Raw genomic sequence first — 286 nt, 5'->3', positions numbered from 1 at the left:
CGCACCAATCTTCAAAAAAGTCCAGAACAGATCTCTTGTTTTTTTCATACTCTTCACCTCGCTGCCTGCCTATTATAGCATAAAGCAACGCGGAGTGCTATAATTGCGCATGCATTGATAAAAACAATTGCCGAAAACCCGCATGAATACAGGCTTTCGGCATTTTGGTCCATTACTCGAGCTCGATGGTGGCAGGCGGCTTACCGGTGCTATCGTAGAACACACGGTTGACGTGCTTGACCTCATTGACGATGCGGCGGGTCACGGTGCCCAGAACATCCCAGGG

The 286-nt window shown here is 49.3% G+C and carries 1 protein-coding gene; it reads right to left on the bottom strand.

The window, feature by feature from the left end; genetic code table 11:
• Positions 1-172 precede the first annotated feature (172 nt).
• The coding region (locus P0G09_RS20660) for a hypothetical protein (protein WP_275253617.1) at positions 173-286 on the bottom strand (114 nt) is incomplete at its 5' end.

The sequence above is a fragment of the Faecalibacterium sp. DFI.5.82 genome, assembly GCF_029076575.1.
In the GTDB taxonomy this organism is placed as follows: Bacteria; Bacillota; Clostridia; order Oscillospirales; family Ruminococcaceae; genus Faecalibacterium; species Faecalibacterium duncaniae.
This window is presented reverse-complemented; position numbering and strand designations above follow the sequence as displayed.